The sequence below is a fragment of the Streptomyces sp. NPDC044033 genome (assembly GCF_056434425.1).
Window position 1 is genome coordinate 319761 of the sequence record NZ_JBWKFF010000002.1, and the last position, 18820, is coordinate 338580.

Below are 18820 nucleotides of genomic sequence, written 5' to 3' on the forward strand. Positions count from 1 at the left end.
TCACCATCGGATCAGCGCCGTTTCGATCGTGGAGCCGGGCCCCATGGTCATGAGTACTCCGTAGTCGCCGACCGCCGCGACGCCTTCGTCGAGGAGCCGTTCGTAGGAGAAGAGGAACGAGCCGCTGGAGACATTGCCGTGGTCGCGCAGCACGCCGGTGGTGTGCCGGACGTCATGGCGCGTCAGCCCGAGGTTGACGACGACGGCGTCGATGACCTTCTTGCCGCCCGAGTGGACGAGCCAGTGGCCGATGTCGCTCCGGCGCAGTCCCGTTCCCGAGAGCAGCCGGTCGACGACGAGTTCGGCGTGCGCGCCGACCACATAGGGGATCAGCGGATCGAGGTAGAAGCTGAACCGTCCCTGGTCGCGGTCCCAGTCGTAGCGCATGGCGTCGACGGCCTCGGGGATGATGCAGCTCGCGAACTTGAGGATGCCGGGGCCTTCGGTGGCCGCCGTCTCGGGCGCGCCGAGCGGCGGTCCGGCCATCGCCAGCGGAACCTCGGCCGGGTTGGTCAGCAGCGCGATGGCGCCGGCGCCGTCCCCGAACAGGCTGTTGACGACGGCGGTCCGCATCGTGGCGTCCATCGCGTACGCCGCGGAGCACGCCTCCACGCACAGGACGACGGCGAGGTCGCCCGGGTTCGCGGCGGACCAGCCGGCCACCACATTGAGGGCGTTGAGGCCGGCGTTGCAGCCCATGCCGACGATGTCGGAGCGGCTGCAGTGCCGGTCGATGCCCAGTTCACGGATGAGGAGCGCGCTGATGCCGGGGGTGAGGAAGCCGGTGGAGGTCACGCAGCACAGGTGGCGCAGGTCCGAGAGTTCGGCGCCGGCCCGCCGCAGGCAGTCCAGCAGCGCCTCGGCGCCCATGTCGAGCGCCATGCGCTTGTGCTTGTCGAGCAGGTCGCCCTGCGGTTCCACGGGCCGTACGCCGTCGCTGCCCGGGTCGGGGAGGTTGAGGTTGCGCCGTTCGATCGCGCTGTTGAGGAAGACGGAGCGGATGCGGGGATCGGTGATCCCGAAGGCATCGAGCACCTCTTCCTGGGAGTAGGAGGTGGGGCTGGTCGCCGTGCCCACCCCGACGATCCGGGGCCGGGCGAGCACCGCCATCGGTTCGCGCGGCCCGGTCGCCGGGGCCGCGGTGTCGAGCGGTGCCAGATCCAGCAGCACCATGGATTCCGCACTGTCCATACTGTCTACACTGTCCACACTGACGGTCATCGGAAGGTCCACCCCCACATACGTCGTTTGGTGCGCGGCCGCCGAGTGCCACAGACACTGATCACTTCGGTCGCCTTTCTCGTGAGCACCCGCCGGTGCGGATGCGAGCCGTTCGAATCCCGTGCGCGCCGAGCGCGGTTGACGGCTGTTCAGGACGGTTCACTCGCGGCCTCGATGAAGCGCGCGAGCCGCGCTGTGCCCTCGGTGATCTCACTGGGCGTCACATAGCTGATGGAGAGCCGGAGTTCGTGGTATCCGCCGCCACCCGGGTAGAAGTAGCTCATCGGCGTCCAGATGACGCCGAACTCCTCCGCGGACCGGGTGAGCGCGGCGTTGTCCGCGCGGAACGGCACCCGCACGCCCAGGAAGAAGCCGCCCGAGGGCTCGTTCCACCGCACGCCGAGAGCCGCTCGGCGATCCGCCGGAAGGCGGGCCTCCAGCTCCCGGAGCGTGTGCCGCAGGGCGTCGTCGTAGTGGATGGCCGCCTTCGCGTTCAGCTCCGAGAGGCGTCCGCGCGCGGCCAGCAAAGCACCCGCCACCACGGCCTGGCTCAGCGACGGCGTGTTGACCGTCACCATGCTCTTGATCTTGGCGAGTTCGTCCGCGAGCAGGGTCCCGCGGCCCGCGCCGTCCACGACCGGCTGGTCGGCGACGACGAAGCCCAGGCGGGCGCCGGGAAAGACCGTCTTGGCGAACGAGCCGATGTGCACGACCCTGCGCGCCCGGTCCAAGGACTTCAGCGTCGGCAGCGGGGGGCCCGGGCTGACCAGGCGGTACGGGCTGTCCTCCACGATGAGGAGGTCATGGCGCGCCGCGAGTGCCAGCAGTTCGGTACGGTCCCGCAGCCCCATCGTGGTACCGGAGGGGTTGGAGTGGTCCGGGATGACGTAGAAGGCGCGCGGCCGCCGCCCCCGCGCCCGCTCCTGCTCGATCGCCGCCTCCAGCGCGTCGAGGCGGAAGCCGTCCGCGCCCTCCGGCACCGGTGTCACCGGGATGTCGAGCAGCCGGGCCGCTCCGGTGATGCCCATGAAGCAGGGGCTGGCGACCAGGATGGCGTCCTCGGGCCCGCCGACGAGCGCCCGCAGCACCAGCAGCATGGCTTCCTGGGCGCCGACGGTCACCACGATGGACTCGGCGGGGACGTGGATGTGCTCGTCCACGCGCAGCCAGTCGGCGGCGATCTCGCGGATCTGCCCGGCGACGGGCCCGTACTGGTACATGAGGGTGCGGATGCGCTCCGGCGAACTCCCCTGCTCCGCCTCGTGGTCGAGGTAGCCGCGGAGGTAGCCGAAGATCTGCTCGGTGTCGAAGAAGCCGTCGTACGGCCGGCCGGGCGCGAAGGAGATCGCGTCCGGGTAGCGGAGCGTGACCTCGTTGAGGAAGGTCATCGTGTCCAGGACCGGGTCGCGGACGCTGGAGTGCAGTTCGCTCTTGTGCAGCCGCGCCGCGGACACGGGCCCGGGAACGGGCTCCGTACGCTCGCGGCCCGGCCGAGCGCGGTCGTCGTCGCTCTGTCCGTCCATGGAATTCCCCCCGCGACACCGGTGATCGAAAGAATCGTTTCCGGCACCCGCTTCCGGAATATCTTCCCGGAAGCCTTTCCCTCACTATTTCTCGGAAGCTCGGATCAAGCGCTCGGACGTGCTCGAAACCTGGCCCCGACCCGCCGCACCGCCAATCGGTCCGTGAGATTCGTCTGGCCGCACGGCGGCCGCACCGACTCGTTCCCCGTCCCCTCGGTTACAAGGGGATCGCGAGCCCGGAACCTCAGGCAGCGTTGAAGCGCCTCGTACGAAAGAGTCTCCGAACAGCATAGAAGCAGATGGGGATTCCAGGAGGGCGCTGTCTAACCATCCAAGTCCGCCACTTGGGCAGGGCAGCGAGAATTGAGAACATTTCCCGACGCCCGGTGCCTGCGAAACCGACCGGAACGCACACGTCCTACCAGGTGACCGGCAGCGTTTCCACCCCGTACTGCGGGGCGAACGGCCGGAATCGCAGCTCCTCGGGCGGCACACCCAGCCGCAGGTCGGGAAAGCGTTCCAGCAACCGCGCGAGGGCGACCCGCAGTTGCATCCGCGCCAGCGAGGCGCCGAGGCAGAAGTGGATTCCGTGGCCGAACGCCACGTGGGAGGCGGCCCCGCGGGTGATGTCGAGGCGGTCCGGCTCGCCGGGCGTCTCCGCGCGGTTGGCCGCGATCAGCGAACAGCCCACGGCCTGACCGGCCTTGATGACCTTTCCCGCCATCGGCACATCGACCAGTGCGGTGCGGGGCGACGCCGTCGAGACGACCGACACGTACCGCAGCAGCTCCTCCACCGCCCCGTCCATCAGCTCCGGCCGCTCCCGGAGCAGCGCGAGCTGGTCCGGGTGGAGCAGCAGCGCGAGCAGGCCCAGCCCCAGCATCTGGGCGGTGCTCTCCACCGCCGCCGAGACGAGGAACGTGGCGATCCCCGCCAGCTCGTGGTCGGTCAGCTCCTCGCCGTGCTCGCGGATGAGCATGCCGAGGAGGTCGTCGCCCGGGTCGCCGCGCTTCTGCACCATGATCCCGACCAGGTACCTGTCGAGCGCCTGCACCGCCGTCGCCTGCTTCCTCGCCCGGCTGGTGGAGCGGATGTCGAGCATGCGCGCCAGGTCGGCCACGTCGTCGCGGGGGATGCCGAGCAGCCCGCAGACGACCTGCCCGGGCATGGGCCAGGCGAAGTGGCGCACCAGGTCGGCTGGCTGCCCGGCCCGTTCCAGGATGTTCAGCCGGTCCTCGACGATCTCCTCGATGATGGGCACCATCCGGCGCATGCGGCGCACGGTGAACTCAGGTGTCAGCATCTTCCGGAGCCTGGCGTGGTCCGGCCGGTCGTAGTGCAGCAGATTCCCGGTGTCGAACGGCTGCCCGTCCATCGTCTGCGCCGGGCGCGGCTTGCCGGTGAACCGCTCCGCGTCGCCGAGAACCGCCTTGACCTCATCGCGCCCGGTGGCGATCCAGTCGAGCACCGTGGACCCGGAGACTTCGGCGAATGGCGTCTCCTCGCTCATCCGGACCAGCTCGGGCAAGGGGTCGATCCCGTTGCGACGCTGGTACACGGGAACATTCGATTCCTTGGGCATCCCTGGACTCCTCTCATTCCTCGCGTGTCATTCCTTGTGTTTCGTTCCTTGTGCTTTGTTCCTCGTGTTTCGTTCCTGGTGCTTCGTTCCTTGTGCTTCGTTTCTCGTGTTCCGTTTCTCGCGTTCCGTTCCCCAGGGGTGGCGGCCGGGTACGCGATGGATCAGGCCGGCCTCCGCTACCAGGCGATCGGCAGCTTCTCGATTCCGTATATCGGCCGCGACTGCGATCGGAACCGCAGTTCTTCGCGGGGAACTGCCAGCCGCAGACCGGGAAAGCGGTCCAGCAGCCGGGCGAAGGCGATCCGCAGTTCCATCCGGGCCAGCGGAGCGCCGACGCAGAAGTGGATGCCGTGTCCGAAGGCCACATGGGTGGTGCTGCCGCGGGTGATGTCGAAGTCGTCCCGCGGCGTGTCGGGGTACTGGGTCCGGTTCGCCGCGAACAGCGAACAGGCCACGACCTCGCCCGCCTTCACGACGTGGCCCGCGAACTCCACATCCACCAGCGCGGTACGGAAGTTGGCGAGCGGCACGACCGCCACGTAGCGCAGCAGTTCCTCCACCGCCCGGCCCATCAGCTCCGGCCGCTCCCGGAGGAGCGCCAGCTGGTCGGGGTGGTCGAGCAGCGCCAGCAGGCCCAGCCCCAGCATTCCGGCCATGTTCTCCAGGCCGGCGCCCAGCGTCGCGTCGATGAGCCCCACCAGGTCCGCGTCGGTGATGCCGTCCCCATGGTCCCGGAGCAGCATGCTGATCATGTCGTCGCCGACCGGGTCACGGCGCTTGCGCGCGACGAACCGGTCCAGGTAGTCCGTGAAGGCGTGCTCCGCGGCCATCACCAGTTTCCGCGGGCCGTCGCGGCGCTGGCCGAGCAGCATGTTGCGGGTCAGCTGGGGCTGGTCGTCACGGGGGATGCCGAACAGTGCGGAGGCGACGAGGCCGGGCACGGGCCAGGCGAAATGGCGCATCAGGTCGGCCGGCGGCCCGGCCCGCTCCAGCACCTTCAACCGGTCCGCCACGATCTCCTCGATGACGGGCTCCATCCTGCGCATCCGCCGCACCGTGAGCTCCGGCGTCAGCATCTTCCGGATCCGGGTGTGCTCCGGCGGGTCGTTCTGCAGCGGGTTGCCGTCCTGGGCCAGCCCCCGGGACTCCGCCGCGGTGTCCGCGACCGGGTTCGTACTGAACCGTTCCGTGTCGCCGAGGATCGCCCGGACCTCGTCGAGGCCGGTGGCGACCCAGCTGTCGCCGACGGGGCTCACCCCCTTGGCGAACGGCGTCTCCGCGCTCATCCGGCTCAGCTCGGGCAGCGGTTCGAGCCCGATTCTCCGCATGTGCACGGGGATGTCCGCCTGCTTCGGCTCACCCCGCTGCCGTCGCGGCGAAGACTCCTGCGGCTTCGTCATACGCGGTCACCCTCCCGGTCGTGCCTCTCGCCCGTGCCGCCCCGCGGGGCGGTCGGCGTCGGCGGGCGCGACGGCCGACGACGACAGTCGTGCCGTCCGCCGCGCCCGGTAACTCGCTTTCTCCAACGCGCTGTTCACTTGCCGATCGTGTGCCGACCGCCTGCCAACCGCCTGTCGGCTACGTGCCGTTCGCCGCGCGAAGCCCGTCCGCGACGATGCGTCCGATGCGCGACAGACTGGCCGTCTGGAGCATGTCGTGATGGCCGGCGTCGACATCGTGCGTCACGATCTCGCCACCCGTGTACGGCCGCCAGCTCGCGACCGCGTCCGGCACCCGCGGGTCCGCCGGCCGGCCCCCGGTCGCGACGAACACCACGAGGTCGCCCGGGAAGAAGCGCGGTGTGTGGTTCTTCCCCAGCTGGTACGTGTGCCGCATGATCTCCCGCATGTTCGTCACGAGCGGGCCGCTCACACCCGCCGGGTAGACGCCGCCCGCTCCGAAGACACCACCCTCGCCTCCCTCTTGTCCGACGTAGCCGTCCTCTTCGGCCGGGTTCTCCAGGTCGACCACGGAGACGTCGCCCATGGAGTTGGGGTAGCTGTCCAGCAGCGCGAGGAGACCGACCTTCTCGCCCAGCTCGGCCAGCCGGGCCGCGAGCGCCTGAGCGAACAGCCCGCCGGCGGACCACCCGAGGAGGTGGTACGGGCCGTACGGCTGGAGGGCCCGGATCCGGTCGGCGTAGTCGGCCACCATCTCCTCGACACTCTGCGGCAGGGACTCCGGCCCGGCGAGCCCGCGCGCCTGCACACCGTAGACGGGCTGGTCCGCCGGCAGGTGCGGGAGGATCGCCGCGTACCCCCAGCCGAGGCCGGTGTTGTGATGCACGCAGAACAGCGGCGGGCGGTCGCCCTCCGGCCGCAGTGGCAGCAGTACGCCCAGGTCGTCGCGGTTCCCGACCGTGCGCAGCGCCGTACCGGGCCGGTCGCCGTCCCGGTGCTCGTCCGACACGGTCAGCAGCCCGGTGGGGGTCCGCTTCGCCCGCCGGCCCGTACGGAACATCCGCTCGCCGCCGGGGCCGAACGGGCAGGCCACGAACCGGTCGCCGGTCAGCCCCGGAGCCTCCGCGTAGCCGCGCGCCAGCGAGGCCCCCGCGATGTACAGGTCCCCCACGACGCCTGTCGGCACCGGGCGCAACAGGCCGTCCAGCACGAACGCGCGGGTGTTGGCCATCGGCCGCCCGGCGTCCGCCTGTTCCGGGAGCGGCTCGTCCGGCCCGCTCCGGTGGCCGAGCCACGAGCCGGCCGTCTCCGCCGTGCCGTGGCCGCTCACCAGCGCCACGCCGGGGTGGCGCTCCCGCCACTCCGCCATGTCGTCGACGGTGACGTGGCCGCCGTCCACCACCATGACCTCCGCGAACGCCGGTCGCCCGGCAGCGGGCTCCGCGAGGGCCGTCAGCCCCTCACGGGTGGTGGCCAGCAGCCGTACGCCGTCCGGCCCTGCGGCCGGCGGGATGTCCTGCCCGGGGACGCCCAGCCGCACGCCACCACCGGCGCAGAGCGCCGCGAGCAATGGCGTGACCAGTGCCGGGGCGGGAGCCCGTACGTCCAGTGCGGCGCCGTGGTCCACCGGGGAGGATTCCATCCGGTGCGCTACCTGGTTGACCAGGGCGCGGTGTTCCACGACCGTACCCGCGGTGTGAGCGCCCGCCGCCTCGGCGGCGTCGAGCACGAGCGCGGCGTGACCGGGCGAGGGCGCGTGGCCGGGCGCATGCGCGTGGCCCGGCCTCGTACGCCCCGCGCCGTTCGCCGGGGCATCGGCCAGGACAGTTGATACCACCGGGACGGTGTTGCCCGCCGGCAGCAGACCGGCCGCGGCCTCGGTGCAGATCAGCGCGGCGGTACGGGTCCGGCGCAGCCCTCGGACGGTCCCGCCGAGCGGCCGGGCCGGGTCGGCGAACAGGCAGGCGGCGCCCGCCTTGAACACGCCGAGCAGCGCCACCACGAGTGCGGCCCCGGGTTCCAGCGCCACGACGACGACGTCCTCCGGCCCTGTCCCCCGCTCGACCAGCCGCCGGGCGAGCGAGCCGGACGCGGCGTCCAGCTCGCGGTAGGTGAGCGTGCCGCCCGAGTCCGTGACGGCGAGGGCGTCGGGGGTACGGGCCGTCTGCCCGGCGAGCAGTTCGACCACCGTGCCGCCCGGCGCCCGGGCCTCCGTGCCGTTCCCGGCCACCACCATCCGGCGGTGCTCGGTCCGGCCCAGCAGGATGTCCACCTCGCTGAGACGCACCTCGGGATCGGCCGCCACCTGTTCCAGGACGCGGATGAGCCGGTCCGCGAGCGCCCTGGCCGTGGACGGGTCGAAGAGATCCGTGGCGTAGCGCAGCACACCGTCGAGTCCGGCCGGAGTCCGGTCGTCCTCCAGCCGCTCCACGAGGGAGAACGACAGGTCCAGCTCGGACGTCCCGCCGCCCGCGGGAAGGCGCGTGGTGTCCAGGCCCGCCAGCTCCGCCGTGTCCCACTTCTCCGCGACGTCGTCCCGCACGTCGAGCAGGACCTGGAACACGGGGTGAGCCGCCGCCGAGGGCGGCAGCGACAGCGCGGCCACGACCCGTTCGAACGGAACGTCCCGATGGGCGTCGGCGGGGAGGGCGGCCTCCCTGATCCGGTCGAGCAGCTCGACGAACGTGGGGTCGCCGGAGGTGTCCGTACGCAGCGCCACCAGGTCCGCGAAGGGGCCCATCACACCGTTCAGGCTCTCCTCCTCGTCCTGGCGCGGGAGCACCGTACCGAGCGTGATGTCGGTGCCCGCGCCGAGCCGGGTGAGCAGCAGCGCGAGTGCGGCGTGCACCGCCATGAACGACGACGCCCCGCGCTCTTCGGCCGCCTCCGCCAACCTGTCGTGCGCCTCGGCGTCGAGGCTCAGCGCGACGGACTCCACCCGGTGCGACGCCCTCGGCGGGCGCGGGCGGTCGGTCGGCAGCGGCAGCGTCGCCGCCACGTCGGCCAAGGCGTTCTTCCAGAAGGCGAGCTGATCGCCGACCAGGCTCTCCGCCTGCTGTTCGCCCTGGAGCAGCTCCCGCTCCCACAGCGCGTAGTCGGCGAACTGGAGCGGCAGCGGCGCCCGTTCGGAGACCCGTCCCTCGCGCCGGGCGCCGTAGGCCGCCACCAGGTCGCGGACGAGAACATCCAGTGACGCGTCGTCAGCGGCGATCCGGTGCACGACGAGGAGCAGTACGTGCTCGGTGTCCGAGAGGGCGAACAGGTACTGCGCCCAGGGCGTCTCCCGCGTGAGGTCGAACCTGTGGCCGCCGTGTACGGCCAGCAGGTCCGGCAACTCCTCCTCCGTCGCCGACACCACGGTGAGCCGGGGGTGGGCGGCGGTGTCGGCCGCGTCCAGGACGTGCTGGACGAGTTCTCCCTCGCTCGTACGGGAGAAGGTCGTCCGCAGGAGGTCCTGGCGCGCCGCGATGTCCGCGAGCGCCGCCTCCAGCCCCGCCCGGTCCAGCTCACCGACCAGGCGCAGCACGAGTGGCAGCCGCAGATCCGCCTCGTCGCGCACCTGGTCCGCCTGCCATGTGTGCGACTGGTTCGCCGAGAGGGGGATGCCGTCGGGGCGGTCGACCGGCCGCAGCACCGGGCGCGCCTTCGACTGGAGCATCCGGGCCACACCGAGCGGTGTCGACGCGCCGAAGAACTGACGCATATTCAACTCGGCGCCGAACTCGGTCCTGATCCGCGCGGCGAGCCGCATCGCCAGTGTCGAGTTGCCGCCCGCGTCGAAGAAGCTGTCGTCGACGCCCACCCGTTCGACGTCGAGCACCTCGGCGAAGAGGGCGCAGACGGCCTTCTCCATCTCGCTCTCCGGCGCCCGGCCCGAGGCCCGCTCGCCGAAGTCGGGCACCGGCAGTGCGGCCCGGTCGAGCTTGCCGTTGGCGGTCAGCGGCAGCGTCTCCAGCGCGATGACCGCCGCCGGGATCATGTAGTCCGGCAGCGCCTTGCTCATGTGCTCGTGCAGCAGAAGCTGGTCGATCTCCGGCACCGCGGGGACGATGTAGGCGATCAGCCGTTTGTCGCCCGGCCGGTCCTCGCGTGCGACGACGGCGGCCTGGGCCACGTCCGGGTGAGAGGCCAGGACCGATTCGACCTCGCCGGGCTCGACGCGGAAGCCTCGGATCTTGACCTGCTCGTCCGCACGGCCCGCGAACTCCAACTGGCCGTCAGCCGTCCACCGCGCCAGGTCACCCGAGCGGTACATCCGCGCGCCATGGGTGAAGGGGCAGGCCACGAACCGCTCCGCGGTCGCGCCCGGCCGACCCGTATAACCGCGCGCGAGGCCGGCCCCGGCCACGTACAGCTCACCCGTCACACCCGGAGGCGCCGGCCGCAGGAAATCATCGAGGACGAAGACCTGAACGTTGCCGAGGGGGCGGCCTACGGGCGGCGGTGCGTCCTGCGGGCCGATGCCCTCCGCCAGCGGCGTGGCCGTGGTGATCACGGTCGCCTCGGTCGGACCGTACGTGTTCCAGACCTGCGCCCCGGCCCGCCACCGCGCGGCCAGATCCGCACTCAACCGCTCCGCACCCAACACCCAGTTCCGCACACCGGGCACAGCGGCCGGGTCCAGCACGCCGAGGAGAGAAGGCACGACGCTCGCCACGCTCACGCCCGCCGCGTCGATCATCCTGGCCAACGCTTCCGGCTCCGTACGCTCCTCGCTCGACGCGATCGCCAGCGTCCCGCCCCCGCCCAGGGTGACCGCGACGTCCAGCACCGCGGCGTCAAAGCTGAAGGACGCGAACTGAAGCGCCGTCACCCCTTCGGCCACGCCCAGCACCGGCCGCATGGCCTCCGCCAGATTCGCCACACCACCATGCGCGACCGCGACACCCTTCGGCCGACCCGTCGAACCGGAGGTGTAGATCACATAGGCCAACTGTTCCGGTTTCGGGGTGAGTTGGAGAGCATCTGATGCCTCGATGGCTTCCGCCGCCTCGTCCAGCACCACTACACGCGCAGCGCCTTCCGATACCTCGGCCGACGTTTCGGCCGTTGCCAGGACGACCGACGCACCGCTGTCCGCGATCATGTAGACGAGCCGGTCCGCCGGGTACTCCGGGTCGAGCGGCACGTACGCGCCACCGGCCTTCCACACCGCCAGCAGCCCGACGACCATGTCCACCCCCCGCGGCAGGCACAACCCCACCCGCGACTCCGGGCCCACACCCAGACGGGCCAAGTACCGAGCCAGACGGTTCGCCCGACCCTCCAACTCCCCGTACGACAAAGCGTCGGAACCGCAGCGCACCGCCACCGCACCCGGCGTCGAACGGACCCAAGCGGCGAACAGATCCAGCACCGTCCCCGCCGACACCGGCCGAGCGGTGTCGTTCCACTCCCCCACCACTCGGGAGCGCTCGGCCCCGTCGAGCACGTCGATGTCACTGAGGCGCGTGTCAGGGTCGGCCGCGACCTGAGCCAGTACCCGTGCCAGCCGGGCGGCGAGGGCCTGAGCGGTCTCCTCGTCGAACAGGTCGGCGGCGTACAGGATGCCGCCGTCGAGCCCGTCCGGAGCCCCGTCCGCAGTACGCCGCTCGGTGAACGCCAGCGCCAGATCGAAGCGGGTCGGCGGCGCGGAGAAGGGCGGCAATGGACTCACCTGGAGGCCCGGCAGCTCCCACTGGGCCTCCGGCACGTTCCCGGCGGAGAGCATCACCTGGAACAGCGGGTTGCGGGCTATCGAACGCGTGGGGTTCAGCTCCTCCACCAACCGCTCGAAGGGAATGTCCTGATGCGCGTACGCCCCCAGATCCCGCTCCCGCAACCGGCCCAGCAGCTCACCGAACGAAGGGTCACCGCTCACATCGGCGCGCAGCACCAGCGTATTGACGAAGAGCCCCACCAGAGCCTCCGTCTGCGCATCACCACGACCCGCGACCGGCGTACCCAACGGGATGTCATCGCCGGCGCCCATCCGCGACAACAGGACCGACACCGCCGCATGCATCACCATGAACATCGTCGCCCGGCCGCGCCTCGCGAGCTCCACCAACCGCGCATGCGTCACGGCGTCCACACTCACCGGCACACTGCCGCTCCGGAACGACGGAACAGCCGGCCGCGAACGGTCCAACGGCAGGGACAGCTCGGGCGGCGCGCCGGACAGCACCTCACGCCAGTAGTCGAGCTGTCCGCTCACCACACTCGCCGGGTCATCCGGGTCGCCCAGCGCGGCGCGCTGCCACAGCGCGTAATCCGCGTACTGCACCGGCAGCGGCTCCCAGCCCGGCGCCCGGCCCGCGCTGCGCGCGGCGAAGGCCCTCTCCAAGTCGCGCGCCAGGACGCCCATCGACCAGCCGTCGGACGCGATGTGGTGCGCCACGATGAGCAGCACGGACTCCGACGGTGTGGACCGGAGCAGGGTCACCCGCCAGGGCAGGTCCACACTCATGTCGAAGCCATGGCCCGCGTGGGCGGCGAGAACCGCTTCCCATTCCTCTTCGCCGGCTTCCGTGACGACGAGCGGCGGGCGTCCCGCGTCGCCCTCCAATACCTGCTGGCACGGCACGCCGTCGACATCGGGAAAGACCGTCCGCAGACTCTCATGCCGATCGGCCACGTCCGCGAGCGCGGCCTCCAACGCCGCCACGTCCAGCTCACCCGAAATCCGCAGCGCCAGCGGCAAGTTGTAGGCGGCGGCCGCGGCCGGATCGTCGCCCACCCGGTTGAGGAACCACATCCGCTGCTGCGCGAACGACAACGGCAGGACATCAGGCCGTATCTGACGCTCCAGCACGGAGCCGTCCGGGCTCTGCGCGCGCTCGATCGACCGCGCGACACCTGCCACCGTCGGCGAACCGAACAGCTCCCTGATGCTCACCGCCACGTCCAGCGCCGACCGCACCCGCGCGATCAACCGCATCGCCAGCAGCGAATCACCGCCACGTTCGAAGAAGCTGTCCTCAGCGCTCACCCGCTCCAGCCCCAGCACCTCCGCGAACAGGCCGCCGACCAGTATTTCGGCTGGGGTGTCGGGGGCTCGTCCGGCGCGGCCGGCCGTCTCCGGCGCGGGTAGCGCGGACCGGTCGAGCTTGCCGTTGGCGGTCAGCGGCAGCGTCTCCAGGACGACGACCGCTGCCGGGATCATGTAGTCCGGCAGAAGGGTACGGGCGAACTCCTCCAGCACCGCGCCGTCGAACTCGGCAGGGTCGGCGGGGACGACGTACGCCACCAGGCGCTGCTCGCCCGGCCGGTCCTCGCGCACCACGACCGCTGTTCGGCTCACGGACGCGTGCTGGGCCAGGACGGATTCGATCTCCCCTGGTTCGACGCGGAAGCCTCGGATCTTGACCTGCTCGTCCGCACGGCCCGCGAACTCCAACTGTCCGTCAGCCGCCCACCGCGCCAGGTCGCCCGAGCGGTACATCCGAGCCCCCGGGACGAAGGGGCAGGCTATGAACCGCTCCGCCGTCAGCCCCGGCCGGCCCACATAGCCACGCGCCAGTCCGGCCCCGGCCACGTACAGCTCGCCGACCGCGCCGACCGGAGCCGGCTTCAGGAAGTCGTCGAGGACGAAGACCCGCACATTGCCGAGGGGGCGGCCGATCGCGGGCGGCGCGTCCTGCGGGCCGATGCCCTCCGCCAGCAGCGCGGACGTCGTGATGACACTCGCCTCGGTCGGGCCGTACGCGACCCACACGCGCGACCCGGCACGCCACCGCGCGGCCAGCTCCGCGGTCACGCGCTCCGCGCCGACCACCCAGTTCTCGACACCGGAGACGGCGGCCGGATCCAGCACACCCAGGAGGGAAGGGACCACGCTCGCGACCTTCACACCCGCCGCGTGGATCATCCGGGCGAGAGCTTCCGGCTCCGTACGCTCCTCGCTCGACGCGATCGCCAGCGTGCCGCCGGCCCCGAGAGTGACCGCGACATCCAGCACCGCGGCATCGAAGCTGAACGACGCGAACTGAAGCGCCGTCACACCCGCCGTCACACCCAGCACCGGCCGCATGACCTCCGCCAAGTTCGCCACGCCTCCGTGTGCGACCGCCACGCCCTTGGGTCGGCCCGCCGAACCGGAGGTATAGATCACATACGCCAACGTGTCCCGGCTGAGCGCGAGTTGGGGTGCGCTGGACGGTTCCGCATCGATGGCCTTCGCCGCCTGATCCAGCTCCACCACAGCCGCCGAGCCCACGTGCACGCCGGACAGCGTCCCCGTCATACCCACCACCACCGACGCACCGCTATCGGCGATCATGAAGGCGAGCCGGTCAACGGGGTACTCCGGGTCGAGCGGTACGTACGCGCCGCCCGCCTTCCACACCGCCAGCAGGCCGACGACCGCGTCCACTCCGCGCGGCAGGCACAGCCCCACCCGCGACTCCCGACCCACACCGAGACGGGTCAGGTACCGCGCCAGACGATTCGCCCGGCCCTCCAACTCCCCATACGTCAGCGCATCCGCGCCACACCGCACGGCGACAGAGTCCGGAGTCGAGTCGGCCCAAGCGGCGAAGAGGTCCAGCACTGTCCCCGCCACCGGCGGCCGAGCGGTGTCGTTCCACTTCTCGACCACGGAGGACCGCTCCTCCGCGCTGAGGACGTCGATCTCACTGACGCGAATGCGGGCGTTGTCCGCGACCTGTTCCAGTACCCGTGCCAGCCGGGCGGCGAGGGCCTGGGCGGTCTCCTCGTCGAACAGGTCGGCGGCATACAGGATGCCGCCCTCCAAACCGGCCGGAGAACCGTCCGCGGCACGCCGCTCGCCCAAGGTCACCGACAGGTCGAAGAGCGCGGGCGGCGCCGTCATCGACGGCATCGGCCGCACCCGGAGGCCCGGCAGCTCCCACCGCGTCTCCGGCACGTTCCCGGCGGTCAGCATCACCTGGAACAGCGGGTTGCGGGCCATCGAACGCGTGGGGTTCAGCTCCTCCACCAACCGCTCGAAGGGGATGTCCTGATGCGCGTACGCCCCCAGATCCCGCTCCCGCAACCGGCCCAGCAGCTCACCGAACGAAGGGTCACCGCTCACATCGACGCGCAGCACCAGCGTATTGACGAAGAGCCCCACCAGAGCCTCCGTCTGCGCATCACCACGACCCGCAACGGGCGTACCCAGAGGAATGTCGTCCCCGGCGCCCATCCGCGACAACAGCACCGACACCGCCGCATGCATCACCATGAACATCGTCACGCGGCCGCGCCCCGCGAGCTCCACCAACCGCCCATGCGTCACCGCGTCCACACTCACCGGCACACTGCCGCTCCGGAACGACGGAACAGCCGGCCGAGAACGGTCCAACGGCAAGGCCAACTCCTGCGGCGCGCCGGACAACACCCCGCGCCAGTACTCCAACTGACCGCTCACCACACTCTCCGGGTCGCCCAGTTCGCCCAGCGCGGCGCGCTGCCACAGCGCGTAATCCGCGTACTGCACCGGCAACGGCTCCCAATCCGGTCCCCGCCCCGCGTGCCGAGCCGCGTAGGCCATTTGCAGGTCCCGTCCGAGCACACCCATCGACCAGCCGTCGGACGCGATGTGATGGGCCACGATCAGCAGCACCGAATCGGAGGGCGCCACCACGAACAGACCTATCCGCCACGGCAGTTCCGCACTGATGTCGAAGGCGTGCCGGGTGTGTGCGGTGAGGGCCTGTTCAAGCTGCTCCTCGCTGGTCTCCACTGTGACGAGTCGCGGGCGTCCCGCCTCTCCTTCCAGCACCTGCTGATGCGGCACGCCGTCGACATCGGGAAAGACCGTCCGCAGAGTCTCATGCCGATCGGCCACATCCCCGAGCGCGGCCTCCAGCGCCGCCACGTCCAGCTCACCCGAAATCCGCAGCGCCAGGCGCATGTTGTACGCGGCAGCCGTGGCGGGGCCGTCATCCATCCGGTTGAGGAACCACATCCGCTGCTGCGCGAACGACAACGGCAGGACGTCAGGCTGTATCTGACGCTCCAGCACTGCCGATTCCGCGTTCTGCGTGCCGTCGATCAGCCGTGCGACGCCGGCCACGGTCGGCACGGCGAACAGCTCCTTGATGCTCACCGTCGTGTCCAGCACCGATCGCACCCGCGCGATCAACCGCATGGCGAGGAGTGAATCACCGCCCAGTTCGAGGAAGTTGTCCTCGGCCCCCACCTGTTCCAGCTCCAGCACCTCGCCGAACAGGCCGCACAGGACCTCCTCCGTGGGCGTCGCGGGTGCGCGCCCGCTCCTGGCCGCGAGGTCGGGGGCCGGCAGGGCGGCCTTGTCCAGCTTGCCGTTGGCCGTGAGCGGCAACGCGTCCAGCGGCACCACCGCGGCGGGGACCATGTGCTCCGGAAGGTGCCTGCCGGCGTAGTCGCGCAGCTCCACGCTGTCGAGCCGACGATCGGCGACGGGGACCGCGTACGCGACGAGCTGCCTGACACCCGGCCGGTCCTCGCGCACCACGACCGCCGCCTGGTCGACGGTGTCGTGGGTGGCGAGCACGGCCGCGATCTCTCCGGGTTCGACGCGGAAGCCTCGGATCTTGACCTGCTCGTCCGCGCGCCCCACGAACTCCAACTGTCCGTCAGCCGTCCACCGCGCCAGGTCACCCGAGCGGTACATCCGAGCCCCCGAGGCGAAGGGGCAGGCCACGAACCGCTCCGCCGTCAGCCCCGGACGCCCCACATAGCCACGCGCCAGACCCGCCCCGGCCACGTACAGCTCGCCGGTCATGCCGGGCGGCAGCGGGCGCAGGAGGGAGTCCAGGACGAAGACCCGGACGTTGCCGAGCGGATGCCCGATCGCGGGCGGCGCGTCCTGCGGGCCGATGCCCTCCGCCAGCAGTCCGGCCGTCGAGATCACGGTTGCCTCGGTCGGACCGTACGCGTTCCACAGCCGCGCTCCGGCCCGCCACCGGCTCGCCAGGTCGGGACTTAGCCGCTCCCCGCCCACCAGCCAGTTCTCCACGTCGGGCACGGCTTCCGGGTCGAGCAGGCTCAGCAGCGAGGGCACGCCGTTCGCGACCTTCACGCCCGAGCGGCGGATCATCGCAGCCAGCGCGTCGGGGTCCGTACGCTCCTCGCTCGACGCGATCGCCAGCGTGCCGCCCCCGCCCAGGGTGACCGCGACATCCAGCACGGCGGCGTCGAAGCTGAACGACACGAACTGAAGCGCCGTCACGCCCTCCGCCATACCCAGCACCGGCCGCGCGGCCTCCGCCATGTTGAGCACGCCGCCGTGCGTCATCGCCACGCCCTTCGGCCGCCCCGTCGAGCCGGATGTGTAGATCACGTTGGACGATTGGCCGGGGCTCGTCGGCTTCTTCAGCGGGGACGTGTCCTCGGCGGTGAGCGCGCTCTCGGTCGCGGACGCGTCCAGGAGCACCAGGTCCGCCGTTCCGGCCGACACTTCGGCCACCGTCTCGGCGGTCGCCAGGACGACCGTCGCGCCGCTGTCGGCGATCATGTAGACGAGCCGGTCCGACGGATATTCGGGGTCGAGCGGCACGTACGCGCCACCGGCCTTCCACACCGCCAGCAGAGCGACGACCATGTCCACCCCACGCGGCAGGCACAACCCCACCCGCGACTCCCGACCCACACCCAGACGCACCAGATACCGCGCCAGACGATTCGCCCGACCCTCCAACTCCCCATACGACAACACATCAGCACCACACCGCACCGCCACCGCGCCCGGCGTACGCTCCGCCCACTCTTCGAACAGGTCCACCACGGTGCCCCGCGACACCGGACGGGCGGTGTCGTTCCACTCCTCCACCACGCGGGAGCGCTCGCCCTCGTGCAGTACGTCGATGTCGCCGACCCGCGTCGCCGGATCGGCGGTCACCTGTTCCAGGACGCGCACCAGGCGGCCGACGATCGACTGGACGGCATCGCGCTCGAACAGGTCGGGCCGGTAGTCGATCTCGCAGGTCATGCGGTCGCCGGGGGTCAGGAGCAGCGTGAGCGGATAGTGCGCGGCCTCCTGCCCGCTGATGAGCCTGATGGCGAAGGTGTCCGGGTCCGGCGCCTCGGCCGGGGGGCGGGGGTAGTTCTCGTACACCACCAGGGTGTCGAAGACCGCGCCGGGACCGGCGGTCCGCTGGACCTCCGGCAGCCCGAGGTGCTGATGCGCCATCAGCGCCGACTGGCGCTCCTGCAACCGCGTCAGCATGTCCAGCACCGGCTGCCCACCGTCGAGGCGCACCCGTACCGGGAGCGTGTCGATGATGAGGCCCACCATCGACTCGACCCCCGGGAGCTCCGCGGGCCGCCCCGCCGACGTGGCGCCGAAGACGACATCGTCGCGGCCGGTCAGCCGGGCCAGCACCAGCGCCCACGCGCCCTGCACCACGGTGTTCACCGTCAGGTCGTGGCTCTGCGCCAACCGCGCCAGGCCCTGGGAAAGGTCGGCGGACAGGTGGGTGCCCAGGTTCGCGAACGCCTCGGTCGTCCTCGCCGGGGCGGCGGGCGACACGAGGGTGGTCCCGTCGGCCCCCGCCAGCGCCGAGCGCCACGCGTTCCGGGCCCCTTCCTTGTCCTGCCGGTTCAGCCACGCCAGGTACTCCCGGTAGGACGTCGTCCGCGGAAGTCCGGCGGTGCCGCCGCCCGCCGCGTAGACCGTGGTCATCTCATTGATCAGGACCGGTAGCGACCAGCCGTCCATGAGGATGTGGTGGTGCGTGATCACCAGACGGTGCCGCTCCGCGCCGAACCGTACGAGCAGCAGGCGCAGCAGCGGGGGGACGCCCATGTCGAACCGTGCCGCCCGCTCGCGGGCGGAGAGCCGGTCCAGTTCGGCGAGCGCGTCGGCCTCCGCCATGCCGGAGAGGTCCGCCTCCTGCCATGGCAGGGTCACCGCCCGCGCGACGATCTGCACCGACTCGCCCGACTTGCGCTGGCGGAAACCCGCCCGCAGCGCGGCGTGCCGGGCCAGCAGCCCCTCCCAGGTCGTCCGCAAGCGGTCCGCGTCCAGCGGCCCGGTCAGCTCCATCGCTCGTTGTGCCTGGTAGACGTCCGGGGTCGCGCCATCGAAGGTGGCGTGGAACAGCATGCCCTCCTGCAACGGCGAGAGCGGCCACACATCTTCGACACGGGACTGGGTCATCGCTCGTACT

Annotated in this window: 5 protein-coding genes; all 5 read right to left on the reverse strand. The window is 71.2% G+C overall.

Translation table 11 applies throughout. The annotated features are described in order from the left end of the window. Complete coding sequence (dpgA, locus tag AC07AB_RS05165) at positions 1 to 1221, reverse strand: 3,5-dihydroxyphenylacetyl-CoA synthase DpgA (RefSeq protein WP_478560256.1); 1221 nt, start codon at positions 1219 to 1221, stop codon at positions 1 to 3. Positions 1222 to 1370: 149 nt separating this feature from the next. Next, positions 1371 to 2744 carry an aminotransferase-like domain-containing protein gene (locus tag AC07AB_RS05170; protein ID WP_478560259.1) on the reverse strand — a complete coding sequence of 458 codons (1374 nt, stop codon included), beginning with the start codon at positions 2742 to 2744 and terminating at the stop codon, positions 1371 to 1373. 418 nt (positions 2745 to 3162) lie between these two features. Then, positions 3163 to 4326: a cytochrome P450 gene (locus AC07AB_RS05175; RefSeq protein ID WP_478560262.1), complete on the reverse strand. Its 1164-nt coding sequence runs from the start codon at positions 4324 to 4326 to the stop codon at positions 3163 to 3165. A 176-nt stretch (positions 4327 to 4502) separates the two neighbouring features. Then, complete coding sequence (locus AC07AB_RS05180) at positions 4503 to 5726, reverse strand: cytochrome P450 (protein WP_478560265.1); 1224 nt, start codon at positions 5724 to 5726, stop codon at positions 4503 to 4505. A 178-nt stretch (positions 5727 to 5904) separates the two neighbouring features. After that, positions 5905 to 18810: an amino acid adenylation domain-containing protein gene (locus AC07AB_RS05185; RefSeq protein ID WP_478560268.1), complete on the reverse strand. Its 12906-nt coding sequence runs from the start codon at positions 18808 to 18810 to the stop codon at positions 5905 to 5907. Positions 18811 to 18820 lie beyond the last annotated feature (10 nt).

Bases quoted from the DNA above. Each gene is read 5' to 3' on its own strand.
- dpgA (WP_478560256.1), bottom strand. From the start codon at position 1,221: ATGACCGTCAGTGTGGACAGTGTAGACAGTATGGACAGTGCGGAATCC.
- AC07AB_RS05170 (WP_478560259.1), bottom strand. From the start codon at position 2,744: ATGGACGGACAGAGCGACGACGACCGCGCTCGGCCGGGCCGCGAGCGT.
- AC07AB_RS05175 (WP_478560262.1), bottom strand. From the start codon at position 4,326: ATGCCCAAGGAATCGAATGTTCCCGTGTACCAGCGTCGCAACGGGATC.
- AC07AB_RS05180 (WP_478560265.1), bottom strand. From the start codon at position 5,726: ATGACGAAGCCGCAGGAGTCTTCGCCGCGACGGCAGCGGGGTGAGCCG.
- AC07AB_RS05185 (WP_478560268.1), bottom strand. From the start codon at position 18,810: ATGACCCAGTCCCGTGTCGAAGATGTGTGGCCGCTCTCGCCGTTGCAG.